Annotated in this window: 23 protein-coding genes and 1 tRNA gene; 16 read left to right on the top strand and 8 right to left on the bottom strand. The window is 57.4% G+C overall.

What is annotated here, in order from left to right; genetic code table 11:
• Positions 1 to 2: 2 nt before the first annotated feature.
• Complete coding sequence (locus tag HNR55_RS09195) at positions 3 to 902, bottom strand: prephenate dehydrogenase/arogenate dehydrogenase family protein (RefSeq protein ID WP_166114600.1); 900 nt, start codon at positions 900 to 902, stop codon at positions 3 to 5.
• Positions 903 to 905: 3 nt separating this feature from the next.
• On the bottom strand, positions 906 to 1,976 hold the full coding sequence (locus HNR55_RS09190; protein ID WP_166114603.1) for a lysylphosphatidylglycerol synthase domain-containing protein: 1,071 nt from the start codon (positions 1,974 to 1,976) through the stop codon (positions 906 to 908).
• A 217-nt stretch (positions 1,977 to 2,193) separates the two neighbouring features.
• Here HNR55_RS09190 and hpnA point away from each other — a divergent pair, with 217 nt between their 5' ends.
• The 6 genes from hpnA (at position 2,194) to HNR55_RS09160 (ending at position 8,638) form a co-directional block, all read left to right on the top strand.
• The gene (gene hpnA, locus HNR55_RS09185; protein WP_166114606.1) at positions 2,194 to 3,189 is read left to right on the top strand and encodes a hopanoid-associated sugar epimerase; all 996 of its coding nucleotides are present in this window, start codon (positions 2,194 to 2,196) and stop codon (positions 3,187 to 3,189) included.
• A 13-nt stretch (positions 3,190 to 3,202) separates the two neighbouring features.
• Complete coding sequence (locus tag HNR55_RS09180; protein ID WP_166114609.1) at positions 3,203 to 4,420, top strand: glycosyltransferase; 1,218 nt, start codon at positions 3,203 to 3,205, stop codon at positions 4,418 to 4,420.
• Positions 4,421 to 4,526: 106 nt separating this feature from the next.
• On the top strand, positions 4,527 to 5,387 hold the full coding sequence (gene hpnC, locus HNR55_RS09175) for a squalene synthase HpnC (protein WP_166114612.1): 861 nt from the start codon (positions 4,527 to 4,529) through the stop codon (positions 5,385 to 5,387).
• Positions 5,388 to 5,483: 96 nt separating this feature from the next.
• Positions 5,484 to 6,362, top strand: a complete 879-nt coding sequence (hpnD, locus tag HNR55_RS09170) for a presqualene diphosphate synthase HpnD (RefSeq protein ID WP_166114784.1) — start codon at positions 5,484 to 5,486, stop codon at positions 6,360 to 6,362.
• A gap of 19 nt (positions 6,363 to 6,381) precedes the next feature.
• Positions 6,382 to 7,680 (top strand): hydroxysqualene dehydroxylase HpnE, encoded by a 1,299-nt coding sequence (hpnE, locus tag HNR55_RS09165; protein WP_166114615.1) that lies wholly within the window; start codon positions 6,382 to 6,384, stop codon positions 7,678 to 7,680.
• Positions 7,681 to 7,912: 232 nt separating this feature from the next.
• A complete protein-coding gene (locus HNR55_RS09160) occupies positions 7,913 to 8,638 on the top strand; it encodes a phosphorylase family protein (protein ID WP_166114618.1) in 726 nt (241 codons plus the stop codon).
• Positions 8,639 to 8,816: 178 nt separating this feature from the next.
• Here HNR55_RS09160 and HNR55_RS09155 read toward each other — a convergent pair whose 3' ends face one another.
• The 6 genes from HNR55_RS09155 to HNR55_RS09130 form a co-directional block, all read right to left on the bottom strand.
• Positions 8,817 to 10,331 carry an efflux transporter outer membrane subunit gene (locus HNR55_RS09155; protein WP_184382656.1) on the bottom strand — a complete coding sequence of 505 codons (1,515 nt, stop codon included), beginning with the start codon at positions 10,329 to 10,331 and terminating at the stop codon, positions 8,817 to 8,819.
• Between the two features lie 22 nt (positions 10,332 to 10,353).
• Positions 10,354 to 11,265, bottom strand: coding sequence for an efflux RND transporter periplasmic adaptor subunit (locus tag HNR55_RS09150; RefSeq protein WP_166114624.1), 912 nt, complete (start codon positions 11,263 to 11,265; stop codon positions 10,354 to 10,356).
• Between the two features lie 26 nt (positions 11,266 to 11,291).
• Complete coding sequence (locus HNR55_RS09145; RefSeq protein ID WP_025827705.1) at positions 11,292 to 11,486, bottom strand: DUF1656 domain-containing protein; 195 nt, start codon at positions 11,484 to 11,486, stop codon at positions 11,292 to 11,294.
• Between the two features lie 22 nt (positions 11,487 to 11,508).
• Positions 11,509 to 12,003 carry a MarR family winged helix-turn-helix transcriptional regulator gene (locus tag HNR55_RS09140; protein ID WP_166114627.1) on the bottom strand — a complete coding sequence of 165 codons (495 nt, stop codon included), beginning with the start codon at positions 12,001 to 12,003 and terminating at the stop codon, positions 11,509 to 11,511.
• Between the two features lie 134 nt (positions 12,004 to 12,137).
• Positions 12,138 to 12,563: a phage holin family protein gene (locus HNR55_RS09135; RefSeq protein WP_166114630.1), complete on the bottom strand. Its 426-nt coding sequence runs from the start codon at positions 12,561 to 12,563 to the stop codon at positions 12,138 to 12,140.
• Positions 12,564 to 12,603: 40 nt separating this feature from the next.
• Positions 12,604 to 12,906 (bottom strand): hypothetical protein, encoded by a 303-nt coding sequence (locus HNR55_RS09130; protein WP_166114633.1) that lies wholly within the window; start codon positions 12,904 to 12,906, stop codon positions 12,604 to 12,606.
• A gap of 73 nt (positions 12,907 to 12,979) precedes the next feature.
• Here HNR55_RS09130 and HNR55_RS09125 point away from each other — a divergent pair, with 73 nt between their 5' ends.
• The 10 genes from HNR55_RS09125 (at position 12,980) to HNR55_RS16730 (ending at position 22,071) form a co-directional block, all read left to right on the top strand.
• The gene (locus HNR55_RS09125) at positions 12,980 to 14,101 is read left to right on the top strand and encodes an ABC transporter ATP-binding protein (protein ID WP_166114635.1); all 1,122 of its coding nucleotides are present in this window, start codon (positions 12,980 to 12,982) and stop codon (positions 14,099 to 14,101) included.
• Between the two features lie 36 nt (positions 14,102 to 14,137).
• Positions 14,138 to 15,250 carry an extracellular solute-binding protein gene (locus HNR55_RS09120; RefSeq protein ID WP_166114638.1) on the top strand — a complete coding sequence of 371 codons (1,113 nt, stop codon included), beginning with the start codon at positions 14,138 to 14,140 and terminating at the stop codon, positions 15,248 to 15,250.
• Complete coding sequence (locus tag HNR55_RS09115) at positions 15,247 to 15,669, top strand: spermidine/putrescine ABC transporter permease (RefSeq protein ID WP_166114641.1); 423 nt, start codon at positions 15,247 to 15,249, stop codon at positions 15,667 to 15,669. Before HNR55_RS09120 ends, HNR55_RS09115 begins: the two co-directional genes overlap by 4 nt.
• Positions 15,666 to 16,139, top strand: coding sequence for a YcgN family cysteine cluster protein (locus HNR55_RS09110; RefSeq protein ID WP_166114644.1), 474 nt, complete (start codon positions 15,666 to 15,668; stop codon positions 16,137 to 16,139). The genes HNR55_RS09115 and HNR55_RS09110 overlap by 4 nt, the downstream gene beginning before the upstream one ends.
• A complete protein-coding gene (locus HNR55_RS09105; RefSeq protein ID WP_253545471.1) occupies positions 16,096 to 16,815 on the top strand; it encodes a M48 family metallopeptidase in 720 nt (239 codons plus the stop codon). Before HNR55_RS09110 ends, HNR55_RS09105 begins: the two co-directional genes overlap by 44 nt.
• A gap of 65 nt (positions 16,816 to 16,880) precedes the next feature.
• Positions 16,881 to 16,966 (top strand) — tRNA-Leu (locus HNR55_RS09100).
• A gap of 87 nt (positions 16,967 to 17,053) precedes the next feature.
• Complete coding sequence (locus HNR55_RS09095; RefSeq protein ID WP_242005534.1) at positions 17,054 to 18,679, top strand: tyrosine-type recombinase/integrase; 1,626 nt, start codon at positions 17,054 to 17,056, stop codon at positions 18,677 to 18,679.
• Between the two features lie 115 nt (positions 18,680 to 18,794).
• Entirely contained in the window at positions 18,795 to 19,391 is a 597-nt protein-coding gene (locus tag HNR55_RS09090) for a restriction endonuclease subunit S domain-containing protein (RefSeq protein ID WP_166114650.1), read from the top strand.
• 21 nt (positions 19,392 to 19,412) lie between these two features.
• Positions 19,413 to 20,939 (top strand): type I restriction-modification system subunit M, encoded by a 1,527-nt coding sequence (locus tag HNR55_RS09085; RefSeq protein ID WP_166114652.1) that lies wholly within the window; start codon positions 19,413 to 19,415, stop codon positions 20,937 to 20,939.
• A complete protein-coding gene (locus HNR55_RS16730; RefSeq protein ID WP_194300241.1) occupies positions 20,929 to 22,071 on the top strand; it encodes a restriction endonuclease subunit S in 1,143 nt (380 codons plus the stop codon). Before HNR55_RS09085 ends, HNR55_RS16730 begins: the two co-directional genes overlap by 11 nt.
• Positions 22,072 to 22,087: the final 16 nt, after the last annotated feature.

The following is a 22,087-nucleotide window of genomic DNA, read 5'->3' as shown; positions in this document are numbered from 1 at the left end:
GCTCAGGCCTGCCGGTTTTCAATCAGGCTTTTGCGGATCTCGCGGCCACGCTCGATCTTGTTCACAATATAATCCGCATCTCCCCAGCGGATCGCGCGGGCCATGGCCTGAGCATCTTCCATAAAGCGCCCCAGCATTTCCAGCAGAGCCTCACGGTTGGCCAGAAAAATATCGCGCCACATAATAGGATCGGAAGCTGCAATCCGGGTAAAATCCCTGAAGCCCGAGGCCGCCAAGTCCAGCACTTCCGAGCGGGTTTCTTCTGCCAGATCATCAGCCGTGCCGCAGATGGTAAAGGCCAGCAGATGCGGCAGGTGGCTCACAATGGCGCATACACGGTCATGGTGGGCGGGGGTCATTTCCCGCAGGCGGGCACCACAGCGCGTCCATAATTCGCGGATCTGTTGCAGGGCTTCTGGCGTTGTGGCTTCCAGCGGGGTTAGCAAGCACCAGCGGTTTTCAAACAGGTCTGCCAGCCCCGCATCCGGGCCGGAGAACTCCGTACCAGCCATGGGGTGTGCAGGCACATAGGGCACATCAGCCCGCAGGCTGGGTAAAATGGCCTCAGTGACCGACACCTTGGTGGACCCCACATCGGTCAACACGGCACCCGGCTTCATGGCAGGAATAACCTGTGCGGCAACGGGCCCCATGGCCCCGACCGGCACGCACAGCATAACGCAATCCGCCTGTGCAGCAGCGGCGACGGCGTCTGTTGTTGCCTCATCCGCCAGCCCCAGTTCCATCACCCGCGCGCAGACATCCGCACTGTTATCCACCGCGATCAGTCTGCGGGCCAGATGACCATGCACTTTGGCACGCCGCAGCACGGACGAACCGATAAGCCCCGGCCCAACCACAACAAGCGTGTCAAACACGACCTGAAGATGCTCTTCCGCCACGGTTCAGCTGTCCTTGATTGTGTTGGAGGGGGCAGAATATCCCATAGTCTCGCTCTTGACCGACGCTGGCTGCTGGGGCGCATTCTGGCGCAGACCACGCATTTCCATAAACTGCCACAACAGCAGAACGGGAATGCCAATGGTAATTTCCCGCCCACGGCGAAGCAGGGAAATACCAAGGGACAGGGACGGGTCTATGCCAAACGCATGACCGAGCGCCATATAGGCTCCTTCCTGCACGCCCAGACTGCCGGGAACCAGAAACCCGACGGACATAATGGCGCAGGTTACACCCTCCACCGCCACAGCACCGGGAAAAGTCAGGTGCGCGCCCAAAAAGCGCGCCGTCAGCCACAGCATGCCAGCACCGCCCAGCCAGCCAAGCAGGTGATAGCTGGCCGAACGGCAGATATGCCACGGGCGGCTCCAGGCGGCTTCCATACGTTCCTGCAGGTTATCCGCACCGGCCAGAATATTGTCCCGCCACTGGGAGGCCAGACTGCGGGTAAACATTCCCCCGAACTTGCGGAACAGGTTACCACCATGCGTCTGGGTCCAGATAAAACCTGCGGTTCCCGCGATCAGGAACACGGTCCCTCCGACCACCGGCACCACAAACGGGCTGGAACGCTGGTGCGCAACAAGGCAGGCCACAGCCAGCAGTACAAACGCCACCTGCCCCATGACCTCGGTTGTAATATCCACAAGGTTAGCGCAGGCGGCCTCGGGCAGTTCCACTTCCCGGTCGGTGGCGCGGTGCACGCCATGGCCCGAACAGGTCGCGCGAATACCAATGACAATGCCCCCAACCTGCGAAAACGGCAGACAGGTTGCAGCCGCATCACGCACCATGCGGGCCAGCAGAAGACGGACATACCCAATTTCTGGAAACGCGGCATGCCAGGCCATGCCCAGCAGGCCATCCACGGCCAGCTGGCAGCATACCATAAGCAGAAAGCCGCCAAGACCAATACGCATAACAGCACGTAAAACGGAATCGAAACCGCTCCACGCCATTGCTGCCGTAACGACCACGAGTCCAAGAAAAGTGAGAAAAACCGTAAGCTTCTTCAAGGCCTCAGCTCTGTCCGCCTGTTACGCCCGCGGCTCCGTCACGCCCATGGGCACGCCCGAAGCCCAACCGGGCGCATGTGTGAATGTTCCGCCCCCTTACACTACCACGGGGTCTGGCGCCACCTCGGGTGTCAGGATAAAGAGACAGACCAGTTGTTCGGGTTTAATGCCCAACACCTGTTTTTTCTTTCAGCCCTCTACCGGGAGCGCATCCTTCATGACTGCTCATACGCTCGTAACCGGCGCAACTGGTTTTGTCGGTTCCGCCGTGGCGCGCACACTGCTGGAACGTGGCCATTCCCTGCGCCTTATGGTGCGAGAAGGAAGCGACCGTAGCAACATTGCCGACATTCCGGCCGAGCTGGTGGAAGGCGACCTGTCACAGCCGGACACATTTGCGCGTGCAGTCAAAGGCTGCCGGTATGTTTTTCATGTCGCGGCCGACTACCGCCTGTGGGTGCCCGACCCCGCCCCCATGATGACCGCCAACGTGGAAGGCACCCGCCTACTTATGCTGGCAGCCCAGCAGGCCGGTGTGGAACGTATTGTGTACTGTTCCTCCGTGGCGGCCCTTGGCCTGATTGGCGATGGTACCATTGCGGATGAGAACACGCCGGTAGAAGAACATGCCGTTATCGGCATTTACAAACGCTCCAAATACCGCGCCGAGCAGGAAGTGCTGCGCCTTGTGCGCGACCAGAATCTGCCAGCGGTTATTGTGAACCCCTCCACCCCCGTTGGCCCGCGCGACATCAAACCCACCCCCACAGGCCAGATGATTCTGGACTGCGCGGCAGGCCGCATGCCCGCTTACGTGGATACGGGCGTGAACATTGTGCATGTGGATGACGTGGCGGAAGGCCATGCCCTCGCCCTTGAACGGGGCAGAATTGGCGAAAAATACATTCTGGGTGGCGAGAACTATCTACTGCGTGACCTGTTTGCCATGGTGTCCGAAATCGCGCATGTGCCCCCGCCCAGGATCCGCCTGCCGCAGGAAGTCATCTGGCCGGTGGCTGTTGTGTCCGAATGGCTGTCCCGCGCTTTTGGCTTTTCGCCCCGTGTCACGCGGGAGATGCTCGCCATGTCCCGCAAGAAAATGTTCTTCTCCTCCGCAAAAGCCATGAACGAACTGGGTTACGCCCCGCGTCCGGCCCGCAAGGCGGTGGAAGACGCCATTACATGGTTCCGCAATAACGGCATGCTGAAATAAGGAACGGTCCATCATGTTTCTGGTGGCTCTGGCTGTTCTATGCGCCATAATCTGGATGGGCCTTCTTTTCTGCCACGGACACTTCTGGCAGTCTGGCCCCATACTCCAGCCCGCCAGCGTGGCGGGAGCGCAGGCCGATATTGCCCCCGATGTTACGGTGGTTGTACCCGCCCGTGACGAAGAGGCGTCCATTGAGGCTGCACTTGGCTCCCTGCTGCAACAGGACTACCCCGGCGCGCTCTCGGTCATTTTAGTCAATGACCGCAGTACCGATGGGACGGGTGCTCTGGCCAGAGCCCTGCCTGACACCCATAACCGGCTGAGTGTACTGGAGGGCGCAAACCCCGAAGCAGGCTGGAGCGGTAAATTATGGGCCGTAGCACAGGGCGTACACGAGGCGGAGCGTCAGAGCCCGCATGGCAGTGGCTATCTGTTCCTGACCGATGCCGACATTATTCACGACCCTGCCCATATTTCCACTCTTGTCGCCAAAGCGCAGACCGACCGGTTGCACATGGTTTCCGAAATGGTGGAGCTTCAGTGCGTCACACTGGCCGAACGGGCGCTGGTGCCTGCGTTTGTCTTCTTTTTTACGCTGCTTTACCCCTTTGCCAAGGTCAACAACCCCAAGGACAAAACAGCCGGGGCCGCGGGAGGAACCATCCTGCTCCGGCGCGACATGCTCCGCCAGATCGGGGGCATTGAGGCCTTGAAAGGGGCTCTGATTGATGATTGCACGCTGGCCGCATGCGTCAAGCAGGCGGGGGGGCGGCTCTATCTTGGTCATTCCTGCCTTGCCCGTTCCATTCGCCCCTACCCGTCGGCTGCCGATATCTGGCGCATGATCACGCGCACGGCTTACGTGCAGCTCAACTTTTCTCCCCTGCTGCTGGTTCTGACCGTTCTGGCCATGCTGGTGGTCTGGGTTGCCCCCATCACGCTGGCTCTTTACGCCCACGGGGCCGCACAATGGATTGGAACCGGGGTGTGGCTTGCCTCCACCCTGTCCTTTTTACCCACGCTCAGGCGTTTTCGGCTTTCTCCCCTCTGGGCGCTGGCTTTGCCCCTGATTGCCGCTTTTTATACCGCCGCCACCCTTGGTTCTGCTCTCAACCACCACCGTGGTCACGGTGTAGTGTGGAAGAACCGGGCCTATACCGGGGTCATTCCCAACAACGGGCGAGCCAGCCCCCCCGAAGCAGGACAGAACATCCAGATCCCGGGCCGGTAGAATTTTGCCGCCACCTGCCCTCCGGCATTAAGGGATAGGCATGGCAGGCGGCCTCATGTAAACACCAAGCTGCCCTTGGGGTCCCTTTTTTTGAACACGGCACGGCATGACTGACGATACACGCATCTGGGGAAAAGCTGACGTTTCATCCGGCAAGGGTGCGTCTGACGAGAATTTTCCTGTCGGTTCCTTCCTTCTCAGCCGCAAACTGCGCCCGCATGTGCATGCCTATTACGACTATGCCCGTGTTATCGATGACATAGCAGACTGCGAAACCCTCCTCCCCGAAGACAAGATCACCCGGCTGAACGCCATGGAGGAGGTGCTCCTTGGCCAGCGCAGTGCCATTAACCGCGCCGATGCGCTCAGCGCCGCACGGCTGCGGGCCTCGCTCATACAGACCAATGTGCCGTTCGAAACCGCAACAGACCTGCTGATCGCCTTCCGCGATGATTCACGCGGCCATGAATACCGCACATGGGATGATCTGCTGCACTACTGCAAATATTCCGCCAACCCGGTCGGGCGCTACCTGATCTGCCTGCACGGGGAAGACACCGCGGCCTTTGACCCGTCGGACGCTCTTTGCACCTCCTTGCAGATTCTGAACCACCTGCAGGATTGCGCCAAGGACCTGAAACGGCTCCAGCGCTGCTACATGCCCACCGAACTGATGCAACGTGCGGGCACCTCCGCCCAGGACCTTCTGGCAGGCCAGACCAGCCCTGCCATGCGCAGGGTGTTCAACACCCTGTTAGACGGAGTGGACGCCCTTAACCGACAGGCCAGCACCCTGCCTGCCCATATCAGGGACCGGCGTTTCCGTATGGAATGCGCGGCCATTGTGGACCTTGCCCACCGCCTGACACAGCGCCTGCGCCGTGAAGACCCGCTGGCCGGACGGGTGGCCCTGCGCCGGACAGACGCCATGCATGCAGCCATTGCGGCCCTGCGGGCGTGGGCATGACCTTCCCGAACGGTGAAAGTTCTGTAAAAAGGGACCGGTTCTCTTCAATCTTGACGAATAACAGGTGAAAAGCGCGTGACAGCCGTAAACATCCAGATGCACGATAAACCGACCCCGCTCGGATGCGATCCGGCTGATCTTGCCTGGGTGGAAAGCACCGTCAAACAGGCAGGCACCTCCTTTGCCGCTGGTATGCGCATCCTTCCGCCCATGCGGCGGTACGGCATGTACGCCATTTACGCCTTCTGCCGCGTTGTGGACGATATTGCAGATGGCACGGCCCCACTGGCCGAACGCACCAAAGGTCTGGAAGACTGGCACCAGCGCATTGCCGAACTTTTTGCGGAACGGGCTGTCCTCCCGACCGAACCGCTGGACCGGGTTCTGCTGGCCACCATCAACTTTTTCTCTCTTCAGCAGGCTGATTTTGATGCCGTGATTGATGGCATGCTGATGGACACGCAGACCGCCATTGTTGCCCCGGACGAAAAAACGCTGGACCTGTATTGCGACCGCGTAGCCTCCGCCGTGGGCCGTCTGTCTGTTCGCATTTTTGGCGACAGTTCAGAAAATGGTGACCTCGTGGCCTTCCATCTCGGCCGGGCCTTGCAGATCACCAACATCCTGCGTGACATTCCCGAAGATGCAATCCGTGGGCGGCTGTACCTGCCTGCTGATCTGCTGGAACGCTTTGATGTACCCAAAGACCCGATCAAGGCCCTGTCCGCTCCGGGGCTGGAACTGGTCGCCCGCATTATGGCCGCCCGTGCGCAGGACCACTTCCGCACGGCCTTTGCCACCATGAAAATCTGCCAGCCCCGCTCCATGCTCCCGGCCCGCATTATGGGGGCAAGCTACGAGTCCATTCTCAAGGCGCTGTGCAAGCGTGGCTGGGGCGCAGACGTGCTGCGCAAACGCCCCCATACCTCCCTTCTTGGCAAAGCCCGGTGGTTTGCCCTTTCCTACACGTCCTGAGATAACGGCAAAACGCGGCATGTCTGGTATTCTGCATATTATTGGCGGTGGTATGGCTGGTCTTGCCGCCGCGGTGGAAGTCGCGGGCACCGGCACGCGTGTGATCGTGCATGAAGCCGGGCGGACATGCGGCGGGCGCGCCCGCTCCTACCATGACCGGCATCTGGACTGCCGCATAGATAATGGCAACCACCTGCTCCTGTCCGCCAATAGCACGATGTTCCGCTACCTTGGCATCACGGGAGCACTGGATACGCTCAGCGGACCGGGCAAACCGGTTTTCCCGTTTGTTGATCTGGCCGAGGATGCCCGCTGGACGCTGGATTTGTCCCGCGGGCGTCTGCCGTTATGGGTTTTCCAGCCCCACCGCCGCGTGCCGGACATGCGCCTGCCCGAGTTGCAGAGCCTCTACCGCCTGATCCGCGCAGACGACCAGACAACCGTAGCCGACTGCCTGCTGCCCGGTGCCTTTACCCGCAGGCTGCTTGAACCTTTTTCCATTTCCGCCCTGAATACCCTGAGCGATACAGGTAGCGCGGCACTGCTTGGCGCTGTGGTGCGGGAATCGCTCTCGCTCGGGGGGCATGCCTGCGTGCCGTGGTTTGCGCGTGACGGTCTTTCCGAGTCTCTCGTGGACCCTGCCGTTGCCTATCTGGAGTCCATGAACGCCGAGATCCGCACACAAACCCGCATCACGGGGATGGATGTCGCCAAAGGCCGGGTCACTACGCTCCATACCGCGCAGGACAGCATTACCCTGTCCGGGCATGATAAGGTGATTGTCGCCACCACCGCACCGGTCGCCGAAGGGCTGCTGAGCCAGCACATGGCCGGGCTGATAACACCCAATGCGTTTGAGAGTATTCTTAACCTGCATTTCCGTCTGGCAGAGGCCCCGCGCCCAGTTGGTTCTTTTGCCCAATGCGGATTTATGGGGGTTATTGGCGGCGTGACGGAATGGGTGTTCCTGCGTGGGAATATCCTGTCTGTGACCGTCAGTGCGGCCAACCGCTACGCCAAGCATGACCACGAGGAACTGGCCCGTATCATCTGGTCCGAACTCCGCAGCGCCTGTGATGCGGTCTTGGAGCAACCCCTCCCCCCCGCACCGGATGCCCAGCGTATTGTATGGGAAAAGCGCGCAACCTTTGCCGCCACCCCGGAACAGAACCGTCGCAGACCAGGTTCGGCCACTCCTCTGATCAATCTGGCACTGGCAGGGGACTGGACCAATACCGGCCTGCCCGCGACTCTGGAAGGCGCTATGCGCTCGGGCCTACGCGCAGTCCATGCACTGGGCCTTAAGACGCCATCCTGAACGCACACGGGCTGCGGCCGTTAGTCTGCCCCCACGGCCCGTTACGAAATTGCGGGGGAAAGTATCACCTTGATCCGTATACCCTGTGGTTAAGCGCAGGCCAGTCGCCAGACTGTTTGAGGCGGCTACACGTGCCATCTGTACTGGCTCAAAAACCTACCCGCTGGCTGGAGCCCATCACACTGCTCCTCCGATTGTCTTTTCGTGTCCATCAAGGCTTAGGTTCTGATCCATGACACAACCAACTCCTCCGCACCACGCCCCGACACACCCTGGCATTCTGGTCGGGCTTAAGGCGGAAGCACAGCTTATCCGGAAAGTCTTCCCCCGTGCGGCCATTGCCGCAAGTGGCGCTACAAGTGCTGGTGCGCAGCACGAGGCCAACCGGCTCGCTGCGTGTGGAACAGACTGCCTGTTATCCTTTGGGCTTGCAGCGGGACTGGACCCGGCCCTGCCCCCTGGAACCATTGTTATTCCCGGCGCCGTTCAGGCATGGGGCAATGTCTGGCCCAGTGACCCGACCTTGCGCCATATTCTGGGTGGGGAGCAAACAGGGGTTATCAGTGGACCTCTCCTCCACAGCGATCAGGTCGTGTTGCAGTCCCAGCACAAGGCCGAACTGTTTGCCAGCACACAATGTGCCGCACTGGATATGGAAAGTGGCTTTTTGGCCCGTGCGGCCCATGAAGCAGGTCTGCCCTTTGCCGTGCTGCGTGTTGTGTGTGACCCGGCGACACGCTCCCTCCCCCCCATTACGGCCTGTGTTCTGTCCCCCGATGGTGGGTTGCAAATCGGCCTGCTGCTGCGCTCCCTGCTCCGCCACCCTTCCCAGATTGGTGGATTGATCTCTCTGGGGCGGGATGCCGGGCTGGCGCGCAAAGCCATGCTGCGCTTTCTGCACGGGCAGACCACCCGCCCCGCATTCCAGCAGCTTGCCGCCCGCACCACGCAAGGTTGACGCAACCAACAGGCCCAGGCACATCCGGGCCCGCAACTCTACGCAGCACCCTGCCCTTGCATGCAGGATACAGGGGTCGGGGCTAAGCATCGCGCCCCGATGCTTAGCCCCGACCCACAACAAAAAACCGCCCGGCAAATAACCGGGCGGTTTTTTTAAGCATACGAACCAGAGTGCGTTACTGCGAGAAAGCTCTTGCCAGAATATTCTGCGTTTCAAGCGACACTGGCAGGGTAGAGTTGGTAAGGGCCACACCCTTCCACCCCGCACCAAGGGCAGTGTAAAGGTTCACCGCATCGCGCAGGCGTTCAAGGCGGGCCAGAGCTTCCATGTTCTGCGCGTTCAGTGTGGTACGTTCGGTTGTCAGCACTTCCAGAAAGCCAACCAACCCTGCGCCGTACAGTTTACGGGCACGGTCACTCGCAGTTGCGCTATCTTCCGCCGCTTTGTGCAATTGCTCGGCATATTCAATATCATCATGCCAGGCCGCCATGGAGTCTTCGACCTCCTTGAAGGCCGTCAGAACTGTCTGCCGGTATGTCAGGCGTGCTGCCTCGGCTGAAGCCTGCGTTGCGCGGACTTCTGCCGTCATCTTCCCACCATGCATCAGCGGCAGGCTGGCCATAAGCAGGAACTGCCAGCTCATCGCATTGACCTGAAACGCCTGATACATGGCAGACGCGTTGGGGTTGAAGGTCAGTGGCACCACAAAGTGTGGGTACAGATTGGCGACTGCAACGCCAATCTGGGCCGTAGCGACTGCGTAACGTCGCTCCGCCATGCGCACATCCGGGCGGTTGGCAATGACAACAGAAGGCAGAACCGCCGGGAACTCCGGTACAACAGGAAGCGGGCGCTGCTGCTTCAGTTCGTCTTCCAGTTCACCCGGCATTTTACCCAGCAGCACCGCAATGGCATGCGTAACCTGAGAAACACGGGTTTTAAGCGGTTCACGTGCTGCGATCTGGGCATCCAGTTCCGCCTGAGCCTGCGCGATCTGCAAGGTATTCCCCACCCCTTCCAGATACAGCTTGTTGGTCAGGTCCACGGCATCCTTGGCAACGCGGATGTTGTCCGTGGCAATCTGGATCTGCAACTGCGTTACGCGCAGCAGCATGTAATCCGACGCCAGTTCGGACAAAAGCCCCATGAGCACCGCACGGCGAGCCTCAATCGTGGCTTCAACCGCGTGTTCACGGGCCTGCACATCACGCCGGATACGCCCGAACATGTCCAGCTCCCACGATGCGGTAGCACCATAGGTCAGCATGGAGGCTTCCGGCCTGTTCATTGGATTACCCGGGCGGATTGGCCAGTTATCAATGTTCAGGGAGTAGCGGACATCCCCGCCCCCCATGTTGGCATCCATCTGCGGGTACCACTGCGCGGCGGAACGGTCACGCATGGCGCGTTCGGCCAGAATACGCTGCCCCGCAATCTGGAGGTCATAGTTCCCCTTTATGGCGTCTTCCACAAGGCGGGAGAGCAGGGGGTCCTTGAACAGGGCCCACCATTCGACCATTTCCTTGTTTGTGCGCTCAATCTCTTCAGGAGTGGCAACATGTTCCTCCGCTGCCTCCTTGAACTGGGCAGGCAGCTTCATACGGTCAGGCTGATAATTGGGCCCAACGGTACAGGCGGAGAGAAACATGCCTGTTGCGGCACATAACCCAAAGCGACGGCGAGCCTTCATGCGCTTCATCCTTGGCCCACGCTCAGAGATGATCTTGCAGCCAGGTGGTCAACGTACCCCTGCGCCCGGTTGGCTCCGGCCCCACACTGACCGTGGCTGTCATACCTGCTGCGAGGGTGACGCTATCAGGCACATGGTCAAGATGGATACGCACCGGAATACGCTGGGCCAGACGCACCCATGTAAAGATCGGGTTCACATCCTGCAGGCCCAGCTTGTCCGGCGTGCCGTTGGTATCGTTAATACCACGCGCAATGCTGACAACATGCCCGGCGAGGATTGGCTTGTACCCCATGAGCTTGACGCGGGCGACATCACCCACATGCACGCCCCACATCTTGGTTTCTTCAAAATACCCGTAAACCCAGTAGGAGTCGGCGTCGATCACCGCCATACGCGCCTGACTGGCGGCTGCGTAATCGCCCACCCGCAGGTTCAGGTTGGTCACATAACCATTGACGGGGGAATACAGAACCGAGCGCTGCAGGTTCAGTTTGGCCACGTCCAGCGCGGCGCGGGCGGCATCAACCGCGGCAATCTGGGTTGCCACGTTGGAGTTGAACACTTCCTGCTCTTCGGCCGACACAATGCCACCCAGGCCCATACGGCGCTTGGCGTCATTGCGTTTGAGCTTCAGGTCTTCCAATGCGCCATCCAGCCGGGCCTGCGCCTCGCGGATAGCCAGACGGAAGCGGACCGGATCAAGCACAAAGAGCGGATCGCCCTTGTGGACAAACTGGTTATCCACCACCGGAATCTGCACCACGGTGCCAGAGACTTCGGGAGCCACATCGACCACGTAAACACGCACGCGCCCGTCACGGGTCCAGGGGGCGATCATGTAGACGTTCCAGAGAGTGATCCCCAGAACAATCGCAAGAGAGACGACCGCCAGGGTCAGAACAACTCGTATCAGGGTGCGCAGAAGGGGCATTGCAGAGACTCAAAAGCCTTTTCAGGTCAGACGTAGAGGATCAGCAGACAGAGAATGCAGACGTAAAGCGAAACTTCAAACAGTGCGATGTGCCAGAACCAGCCTAAAAGGCCACTCCACCACAACGCAAACCGGATACACATGGTCAGTGGGAGTGCTGCCAGCGCATACACAACAATAGGCGCCATGAAGACGCCAAAGAGATTAAATTCCGTCAGCATGACACCGTCCTGGACACCAGCATTACCGTGCGTCCCTTTTTTCAGCATCGGCACTCTCTTTATGGGCCTGAGCCGCCTGCTCTACCCGGTCCAGAATGCCACAGCACTGTTCCAGCTCCGGGTCGGACACACCCGCCATAAGCCGGGCGGTAACCTGATCCGCCACACGACTGACCAGAGCCGCCACCTGCCTGCCCTCGGACGTAATGCTGACAAGCTTGGAACGTCTGTCTTCCTCATCCGTCTCACGCACGACGTAGCCACGTTTTTCCAGCACATCCAGAAGCCGCACCAGTGAAGGGGCCTCAAGTGACAGGGAACGGGCCAGATCGGTCTGACGCATGGATGAGGATGAAAAATTGAGATAATAAATGGGCCGCCACGTGGCGTCTGTCAGGCCGAATACCCGCAGATCGGCATCAATTTCCCGCCGCCACATGGACGCAAGTCGAGCCAGCCGGTAACCAAAGGACCGGCGGGTCTCGTTGTCCACAACAGGATTATGCTCAAGTTCCATTCACTGCTCACACTAGCGAGTATGCAAAAAATTTGCACACTCACAAAAGACTGACGCCATCATTTACAGAAACAATCCAGCGCGCCAATGCAAATTTGGAATGGAACCTATGGCTTAACCTAGACTGGACAGATTCAGTCCTTTTTACCGCGCACAATATCCCACACCTTGCGGGTGCCACCGCGGCCAACGGCGGTGGCAACGGTGGCCGTAACCGCAGCCATGGTTACGGAGTCGCGCATCTGGGTCATGCAGCGGTCACGCATGATCCGGGCTTCCACTTCCTCCGTTGTCAGGTAGGAGCGGCGGCCAAACAGAACGCACACAAGGGCGGCCAGCACATCCAGCCCGAAAACGGTAAAGGATGCGCCAACCGGCCCGAAGTGGCCAACAAACACAAGAAGAATCCAGAGCAGACCATGCCCCGTGATCAGGGCAAAAAGGCCAAACACCGCAGCCATGATCAAAAAAGCGGCCTGACGACCGTAACGGATGGCCATCTGCTGCATCAGGGAAGACTGGGCAGATAGGGCGGATTTACCAAGATCAAAGATGCGCATGGGCTCTGGAGCTACCTTCGTTCAGATGACGCGCAAAACGTCAGCGAGACATGCGCCCGATGATAAACCCTACCACGCCGGAAATGGCAATGGACAACCAGGACGAACGACTGCCTGTACGCTTTGCAAGATCGTTCCGCGTATGATCCGCCAGTTCGCGGGCATTGGCAACTGCCTGTTCTGTCAGATCACCCGCTTTGCCGCCTGCGCGACCCAGTGCGGGAACAATATGTTGTGTAACCAGACGCTCGATATGGGCTTTAACGGCCTCCAGTTCTTCACGCGCGGTTTCGGCTGCGGCCTCGCCAGCCAGCTTAACGTCTTTGATTTTATCTGATGACATGAAACAAACCTCGTTGACTTTACCGTTTTAAATTACAACACCTTATATAACCCATAAAAAAGGACATAGTTGCATGCCGCCAGCGCATGGCTCACTCCCGGCTTTGGCGCTTACGGATTTTACTGTCCTGCCCAAAGCCTCCCCCTTTGCCTTACGCCTGAGTTCCGGCTGCTGCATGGCCCTGCTGGGAATCGGCTCCGCCACAGATGACCTGAACGCACTGACCGAGGCTCTGGCGGGACGTCGCCCGGCATCGGGGCAGGTATGTCTACACGGGGTGGATGTCAGCCATCGGTCGCAAGGACACCGTGGGATCGCTACGGTAGGGGGGCATGCACCTCTGTTTGACCATCTGAGTGTGAGCGACAACATCCTGTTTCCCCTCCGCGCCACGGGCCTGCTCTCCCCCGCCGAGATCAGCCGCAGGCGTGACGAGGTTCTGGCCCTGACAGGGCTGGATGCAGTGCGCTCGTGCTTTCCCCCTGCACTTTCCACCGAGCAGGTTTTTCGCGTGGCACTGGCGCGCGCGCTGATTACCTCTCCCGATCTGCTCGTACTCAACCAGCCTTTGAAGGGTATGCCCGCGCAGGCCGCAAAACGCTCTCTGGCGTTTCTGGAACGACTCCGCCAGGCCATTGGCCTGACATCCCTGTTCCTCACCTCGGACCGGACCGAGGCCTTCATGGCCGCCAACACCATTGGTGTGCTTGACCAGGGGCATTTGCTACAGGTGGCGGATGCGCCCACCCTGCTCAACCGCCCTGCCACGCCTGCCGTGGCGCTGGCATTGGGAGACGCCAACATCCTGACCGGCAAGGTTTTGCGCCTTGAAGATGATGTGGCCGAGCTCCGGCTACCATCAGGCGAAACAGTCGAGGCAATGGCCGATGGGGATCTGGCAGAGCATGATCTGGCGAGCATCTGTATTCTACCCGACCGGCTTTCCGTTCTCTTTCCACGACAGATGGAGGCTGATAACAGTGCCGAAGCAGGCGACCTGCCCTGCACTCTTGTCTCCGCCCACCATCTTGGCCACACCATTATCCTGCGCATGCGCCTGCGGGACGGAACGGAAATAACCGTTAACCGCCCCCCCGTGCATACACCGCGCGAGCTAAGCGCAGGCCGCCCCGCCCTGCTGGCCTGGCAAACACGGAACGCAACAGCCTTTCCGATGGATAAAAAAACCAGCTAGATTTAGGCTGCCAAAACTGGCCAACACTAACGACGCATGAGGTTTACCCTGTTCTCTCTCCCTTTCCTGAACACATCCGACAGGCAGGCAGTCTCCTCCCAGGAACAGGGGCAGGTTCCTTCTCCTAGCGTCTTATCGCGCCGTCGCGCATTGCTGGCCGGGCTGGGCTGTCTGGCTCCGCTAGTCCCCGCCTCTGCCATGACCCGACGCCCCACCGCACCGACCAGCGCCGCAAAACACCTGCATATTCTGACCTTTTCAGGAAAAATTGCCGGGATACAGAGCAAAATCCTCTTCAAACCTTACGAGCAGCTCACCCACCAGACCATTATCCCGCACGGATGGAATGGACAGATCAACGATCTGGAACACGTTATAAAACAGACACACCACCCTCTGGCAGCGGCCATGATGGAAAGCAGCAGCCTGCGCATCGGCTGCAACCTCAAGCTTCTGTCACGCCACCAGACGGATAGTTCCCTGAGTAATTGTGGCCAGCCTTCCGCCGCCATAGATTACGCCATGGCATGGGACCGCGCCCGGTTTGACACAGAACCCGGCTGGCCCGATTTGTGGGATGTTGCGCGCCACCCCGGTCGCCGCAGCCTCCGCCGTGACCCACGCCTGACGCTGGAAATCGCCCTGCTGGCCGATGGCGTACCGGCCAATGCGCTCTACACTGTTCTGGCCACACCCAAAGGGGTTGACCGCGCTTTTCTCAAACTTGAACAGGTTAGGCCCTATATTGCCTGGTGGTCCACACCAGAAGAGGCCGGACATATCCTGACTTCGGGAGGCGCTCTTATGGGATGCGTTCCCACAGGGGAAATTCTAGGTTCATCCGAGCCAGATCGCCAGCGTTTTGGCCTGCACTGGCAACAGCGCTTTCTGGTCCAATATGGCTGGGGTGTGCTGACATCAGCAGCACGCAACCCCGCTGCTCTGGCTTTTGTATCCTGGCTGGAACAGGCGGCACAACAACAGGCATTTGCCAATGCCTGGCCCTCCCTCCCCTCCCTAACGGAACTGAACGCCCTTGCCCCACACCTTGAGCATATTCCACCCGCCATTACGGTAGATGACACCTTCTGGGAAGCCAATCTGGGGGCACTGGATGAGCGCTTCCAGCAATGGATGCACCACGCATGATTCCATATTACTGGGGTCTTGCTGATGTACACGCAGCATGCTTCCACGGCGTGCTGATCGTAATAACAGGTCTGGTGGTTACAGCCCTGCTCTTGGGGCTGAGTATTGTCCTGCGTATTGAGCAATGGCTTTATGCCACCACGCTTTTTCTCCTGCTTCCTTGTGTCGGCCTGTCCGTAATGCTGCCCTTTTTGCTATCCGCACAAACCACACCATTCTTGCAGGGGATTTGTCTTCTTCCCCTGCTTTTGTTTCCGTTATCCCTGCCCATCAGAACCCTGCAGAGGGACTGGTCTGCAACAGCACGGGAACTCGGCGCAGACAGGCAAGCAAGGCTCCGTCTTTTCTGGTGGCCACTCCTGAAAAATTCTGCCTGTGCTAGTCTTTTTCTCTCAATTTTCTTTAGCATCGTACAATGACATCCTCACCCTCTGCCCCCTTCTGGAAAACGACTCCCCTTGTGGACATGACAACCGAACAATGGGAGTCTCTATGCGATGGCTGTGGTCGGTGCTGCCTGCACAAACTTCGTGATGATGACACGGAAGAACTTCATTATACATCTGTCGCCTGCAGACTTCTGGACGTAAAAACATGCCAGTGCACGGACTATCCCAACCGCCACCGTAAAGTGCAGGATTGCGTGACCTTAACCCCCGCCATGATCCCTGATCTGGACTGGCTCCCTCCAGACTGTGCTTACAAGCGACTGTCTGACGGACACGACCTGCCCGCATGGCACCCACTGATCACAGGCGACCCCAGCACGGTTATCACCTCCGGCGCATCCGCCGCCGGACGCTGCATTAGCGAAAGACGCGCAGGAGCACTGGAGGATTACATTGTTGACTGGCCAGCAGAGCCTGCAGCAACTCCCGACGGAAATTAACATTTCTGCTCAGGAGCCTTTACAGGTCATCTGGAAACACTCCTTACGGGCAAGGCACCTAACCCTGCGCATTGCGCCGCACGAGCAACAGCTTGTTGTGACCATCCCGCAAGGCTGCACCTCCGCCCAGGCACTTTCATTTGTCCAGAAAAATCATGCATGGATTAGTGAGCGTTTAAAGAAACTGGAAAAAGCACCGTTCTTTTCAGCCAATAACATAATTCTGATTGAAGGAAAGCCATACCGGATTGTCCACTCCCCAGAACAACTGGGGGGCGCATGGCTGGAAAACGACCACCTTATGGTCAGTGGAGATGTAGCGTTCATTAACAGGCGCGTGACCGATTTTCTCCGCAGCCATGCCGCGACCGTATTGAAAAGAGAAGTGCAGGCAATGGCCCATTACACAGGCCTGCGCCCGACCCGGGTGGACATCCGAGACACATCCAGCCGCTGGGGAAGTTGCTCATCAACAGGGCGGATCATGCTATCCTGGCGCGTAATCATGGCCCCGGAACTGGTACGGCACTACCTGATTGCCCATGAACTGAGCCACCTCCTGCACATGAACCACGGTCCACTCTTCTGGCAATGCGTGAACAGAATCACACCACATAAAACACAAGCTGAAACATGGCTCCGACAGAAAGGACCACTCCTTTTGCAAGCTAGATAAACCGAAGATTTGCGCAATAGCTGAAGCATGCTAAAGAACAGCCGCATAGGCCATACAAAGCATATGCGAACTTGGCGGAATGGTAGACGCAGGAGACTTAAAATCTCCAGCCCGTATGGGCGTGCGGGTTCGAGTCCCGCAGTTCGCACCACTAACCTATTGAAAATATTGAATAAAGTACCTGCTTGGCAGGACAAAAGGACCGTGTCCCGTTCACCTTCCCATAATGGGAACCGACATGCTCCGTCTGCTTGGCTCACACTACCACTTCCGCCGTGCCATTCCCCACACCCTTCGCCCCCTGCTGGGCCGCACAGAAATCTCGCTCTCTCTCCAGACCAACAGCAAACGGGTTGCACGCGAACGCGCAGCCGGGCTTTATGCCAGAACAGGACTGTTCTTTAGTAAAGCCAAAGCCATGTACGAAGACGCCTCTCCAGAAGAACTGAGAAAGCTTCTTGCCCACTATGAGGACCTCATACGCGATACAGACCGTATGATTGCTATTGAAGAAAAGAAAGTGAGACTCGAACGCACTTATGAAAAGGCAAGGTTCTACCTCGACAAGGCGCACAGCCTGAAGCAACTGCAAGAGTTTATTAAGATATCCAATGACGGCATAGACAGGCTGATGGCAGGCTTCAAAAAACTGCACGCCACGGCCTCCAAGGACTATCTACGCAACGCCACAGAAAAAACCATGCTGCGCGAGCAGATTGCCAACCTGAGCAGCATCGTGGTGTCTATCAAAAACTCAGCGCAGGAAACGGAGGCCGCCTTCATGCCTGTGCAGGCGGAGCCCTCCGCCCGCACAGCTCCCAACAAAGCCACACCCAACGCTAAGAAGACGACAGCGCCGACCATCACGGAAATGGCTGAGCAGTTCATTTACCGTGATAAAACCAAAAGCCCCGGCATTATTCGCGATACCGGCAAGACCATCGGTCTTTTTGTAGAAGCCTTTGGCGACAAGCCTGTTGACCAGATTACCGGCGGGGTGGCTGGGGAGTTCCGGGATATGCTCTTCGCCCTGCCCTCTACGCATGGCAAACATAAGAACTCTCCTGGCATTCATGACGCAATTGTGCGCGCCAAGGAGCAAGAGCTGGAAACCCTCAGCGGTAAGACGGTCAAAAACCATTTCTCACGCCTCTCCGCCCTCTGGGGGCACCTGGTACAACGCGAAATCGTGACCCGTAATCCCTGGGCCGGGTGGAGCTATGATGTCACCCAGAAGATTGACCGTCGGGACTGGACAGACCTCGAACTGGCCCAGCTTTCCACAGCACGCTGGACAAGCACCACAACATCCTTACGCAGTTATGTCGGGATGATTACCATCGCCCTGTATACCGGCATGCGCCTTGGGGAACTCTGCAACCTGCGCACGCAGGATATTGTGACCGTCAATGGCATTCGCTGCTTCCATGTCCGCCCTCACCCGGAGGATAACTGGTCACCCAAAACAGTAGCTGGAACACGGCTTATCCCTATCCATAGCCATCTTTTGCAATGGGGTGTGCTCGACCTTGTGCAGGAGGGAGAACATTACCTGTTCCCAGACCTGAACTCCTCCGCCCGAGGCCGCGGAACGGACTTTGCCCAAGCCTTTTCAAAATTCAAGAAACGCCTTGGCCTGCCAGAAAGTGTCACCTTCCATTCTTTCCGGCATACAGTTTCGACCAAACTGCGAAACCAAGGTGGCAATATCAGAGAACTCTGGATTGATACCTTGCTGGGCCATGAAGCCAGCCATCGGTCTCAGGGTACCACAACCTACACAAGCGGCATTGCTGTACAGAACCTGCAACAGGTCGTAGAGGCTCTGAACTATCCCACCTTTCATATTCCGCTGCCTGAATAAGCTTAACCCAGCCACAAAGAGCAACATGAAGGAATTGCCCCCTCAAACCGCACCAAAGGAAGTGGAGCGGAAAAAATCTGTTGACGACACCCGTTTATGAGAGCATCTACACCACATGAAAGACAATGGTGTGAAAAAACTACCCCTCTCAGCGCAGGTAACAATCATAGCAGGCCACCCCTTTAGAGGGCGGATTGAGCCTGTTGCGGGTGCTGAGACACTAGTTGTGCAAATGCGCGATACTGCGCCCGATGGGGTCAACTGGGCCTCTTGCGTGCGCACTACCGTGCCGGGGCGGCGTGAACCAGACTGGTTGCAAACGGGGGATGTTCTCTTTCCGGCCCGTGGCAACGTGTCTCGTGCTGTTTTAATTGATGAGCAGATTGGCACCCTTAAGGCCGTTGCTGCCCCCCATTTCTTTCTGCTGCGCACCAAGAAAGCCAGCCTGTTGCCCGCTTATTTGGCATGGTGGCTGAACCAAGACCCCGTACAGCGCCACCTAGAGCAAAATGCCCAGAGTTCTACCCTTGTGCGTAACATTGCCCGCACAGTGCTGGAAACAACGCCCCTTGCGTTACCCCCCCTTGCCGAACAGCAGAAGCTTGCGGGCGTGGCGTTAGCCATGCACCAAGAAGAAACCCTTCTGATGCGCCTTCGCCAAAGCAATCAACACATTATGACCGGACTAGCCAGAGACCTTCTGGCACGCTGATTTGAAAGCAGGACAACAGTGATGACCGAAAAAATTTCACAAGATACCGTTAACAGAACCCTATGGAGCGCGTGCGATACCTTTCGTGGCACCGTCAGCCCTGACACCTACCGCGATTACGTGCTGACCCTGCTGTTCCTGAAATACATCTCCGATGTGTGGCAGGACCATTATGATGCTTACAAAAAGGAATATGGGGACAATCCGGACCTGATTGAAGCCATGCTTCAGCAGGAACGCTTTGTTCTGCCAAAAGGTGCTGATTTCTATACCCTCTATAAAGAACGCAATGCCCCCGGCAATGGCGAGCGGATTGACAAGGCGCTGCACGCCATTGAAGAGGCCAATGGCACCAAGCTGAAGGACGCAGGCAAGAGCGTCTTCCAGGACATCAGCTTCAATTCTGACAAGCTGGGTGATGAAAAGCAGAAAAACACCATTCTGCGGCATCTGCTGGAAGATTTTGCCAAGCCTGACCTGAACCTGCGCCCCTCACGCGTTGGCAATCTGGATGTGATTGGCAACGGCTATGAATTCCTGATCAAGAACTTTGCCGCCAGTGGCGGACAGAAGGCGGGCGAGTTCTACACCCCGCCGGAAGTGAGTGAACTGCTGGCCCGTATTCTAAGCCCTCAGCCGGGTGAGAGCATTTGTGACCCGGCCTGTGGTTCGGCCTCCCTGCTCATGAAGTGCGGCAAGCAGGTGACGCAAAACCATAACGGCAGCAAGGACTACGCCCTGTATGGGCAGGAAGCCATTGGCTCCACATGGTCGTTTGCCAAGATGAACATGTTCCTGCATGGTGAGGACAATCATCGCATTGAATGGGGCGACACCATCCGCAACCCCAAGCTGCTGGATGACAAGAACCACCTGATGCGCTTTGATGTGGTGACAGCCAACCCGCCCTTCAGCCTCGACAAATGGGGGCATGACGAGGCTGAGCAGGACGTGCATCACCGCTTTGCCCGGGGCGTGCCGCCCAAGACCAAGGGTGATTACGCCTTTATCCTGCACATGATTGCCACGCTGAAGGATCGCACGGGCCGCATGGGTGTTGTGGTGCCGCATGGCGTGCTGTTCCGGGGCAGTTCGGAAGGCAAAATCCGCCAGAAGCTGATTGAGGAAAACCTGCTGGATGCGGTGATCGGCCTGCCGGAAAAGCTGTTCTTTGGCACGGGCATTCCGGCCGCCATCCTGATCTTCCGCAAGGACCGCAAGACGAAGGACGTGCTGTTCATTGACGCCAGCCGCGAGTTCAAGGCGGGCAAGAACCAGAACGTACTGACCGAAGAGAACATCACGAAGATTGTGGACACCTACCGCGCCCGCAAGGACGTGGACAAATACGCCCACCTCGCCACGCCGGACGAGATCAGGGAGAACAACTACAACCTGAACATTCCGCGTTATGTCGATACATTTGAGGAAGAAGAGGAGATTGACCTGAACGCCGTGCGCAAGGAACGGGCGGAGATCAAGGCGGAACTGTCAAAGCTGGAAGCCCAGATGGACGCTTATCTGAAGGAGCTGGGTTATGCTTCCTGAGGGGTGGAAAGAAGAAAGACTTGGTGATCTATGCGAGAAGATCAGCGATGGTATACATACAACACCTAATTACGATGAAAATTCTGACGTTTTCTTTGTAAACGGCAATAATATACAAACTGATGGCCTGAACTTTTTTGAAAATACAAAAAAGGTTTCTCAGCGTGATTATGAAAAATACAAAAAAGACATTGGATCAAATACCATTCTTATGTCTATAAACGGCACAATTGGAAATACATGTTTATATAACAATGAGCGTGTTGTTCTTGGTAAAAGCGCCTGCTACCTTAATATAAAGAAGAGCATAGATCTTATTTTTATTCTTCACTCCCTAAGATCGTCACATCTACAAAACTACTTTCTGTCAGAGTTAACAGGCACAACAATACGAAATTTATCTTTAAAAACCATCAAAAGTTCAAACATCCTCCTTCCCCCTCTCCCCGAACAGAAGAAGATCGCGGCGATCCTCTCGACGTGGGATCGTGCGATTGAGGGGACGGAGGAGCTTCTGGCCAACAGCCAGCAGCAGAAAAAAGCCCTCATGCAGCAACTCCTCACAGGCAAAAAGCGCCTCCCGGGGTTCACGGGGGAGTGGGAGACGTTACCTTTCAAGAAAACTGCGCAACTCACCAAAGGTTCACAGCTCAATCGTCTTGACTGTGTGAGTGATGGAACATTTCCAGTAATTAACGGCGGGATTACTCCATCAGGATATACGAATGAGGCCAATCGCCCAGCAGGTACGATCACTATCAGCGAAGGAGGAAATTCGTGTGGATATGTTGATTACCAAAAAGAAAAATTTTGGTGCGGCGGACATTGTTATTCTGTAGAACAACCCAAGATATTCATCGAATTTCTTTATCAAACTCTAAAATTTTCACAGCCCACAATCATGAGACTTAGGGTTGGATCAGGACTTCCCAATATTCAAAAAAAATCTCTGGAATCACTTCTGATACATCATCCAATAGATACGAATGAACAGAAAGCCATAGCTGCTGTCCTGAGCTCAGCAGACGAAGAAATCACCGCCCTTGAATCCGACCTTTTGCGCCTGCGTCAGGAGAAGAAAGCCCTGATGCAGCAACTTCTCACGGGCAAGCGCCGCGTGACGGTCGATTAAGGTATTTCAGAAACAG

The organism is Acetobacter lovaniensis (assembly GCF_014207635.1).
GTDB classification, from domain to species: domain Bacteria; phylum Pseudomonadota; class Alphaproteobacteria; order Acetobacterales; family Acetobacteraceae; genus Acetobacter; species Acetobacter lovaniensis.
The sequence above is the reverse complement of the archived record's forward strand: the minus strand, read 5'-3'. Positions and strand labels throughout refer to the sequence as shown.